Origin of the sequence: Caulobacter sp. (assembly GCF_017744445.1) — a bacterium.
Classification (GTDB): Bacteria; Pseudomonadota; Alphaproteobacteria; order Caulobacterales; family Caulobacteraceae; genus Caulobacter.
This window is the reverse complement of sequence record NZ_JAGIBH010000126.1, coordinates 1-582: the sequence shown is the minus strand read 5'-3', so window position 1 is coordinate 582 and position 582 is coordinate 1. Positions and strand designations below refer to the sequence as shown.

The following is a 582-nucleotide window of genomic DNA, read 5'->3' as shown; positions in this document are numbered from 1 at the left end:
GTTCATGGCCGGCAACCAGCTGATGGGCCTGTGGATCGACCGCACGGCCGAGCCCAGCCCGAACCAAGAGTGGCTCTACGCCGCCGTCACCTTCGTCTACACCGGCGTCTACGGCCTGCTGCCCCTGGCCATGGTCGTCGAGGGCGGCCGGGCCGCCGCGGTGGCGGGCGCGGCCATGCTGGGCGCGGTGGCCCTGAGCAGCACCGCCGAGTTCCCGATCTCGCGCCGCATCGGCGCGGCCTCGCTGCTGGCCGTGCTGCTGACCGCCAGCCTGGCCCTGGCCCGCCCGGCCGCCCGCGAGACCGGCGGCCAATCGGTGGTCGCCTTCATCGCCGCGGTCGCCTTCCTGGCCTATGTGCTGCTGGCCGCGATGCACCGTGCGACGGTCCAGCGCGACCTGATCCAGGCCCTGGCCGCCGCCCGCGAGAAGGAGGCCGAGGCCGCCGCCGCCAACGCCGCCAAGACCACCTTCCTGGCCACCATGAGCCACGAGATCCGCACGCCCCTGAACGGCATCCTGGGCATGATCCAGGTCATGCAGGCCGAAGAGACGAGCGACGCCCAGCGCGAGCGCTTGGACAT

General features: G+C 72.9%; 1 protein-coding gene. It reads left to right on the top strand.

Annotation, left to right across the window (positions count from 1 at the left end):
- The coding region (locus J7528_RS24010) for a histidine kinase dimerization/phospho-acceptor domain-containing protein (protein WP_291879879.1) at window positions 1-582 on the top strand (582 nt) is incomplete at both ends.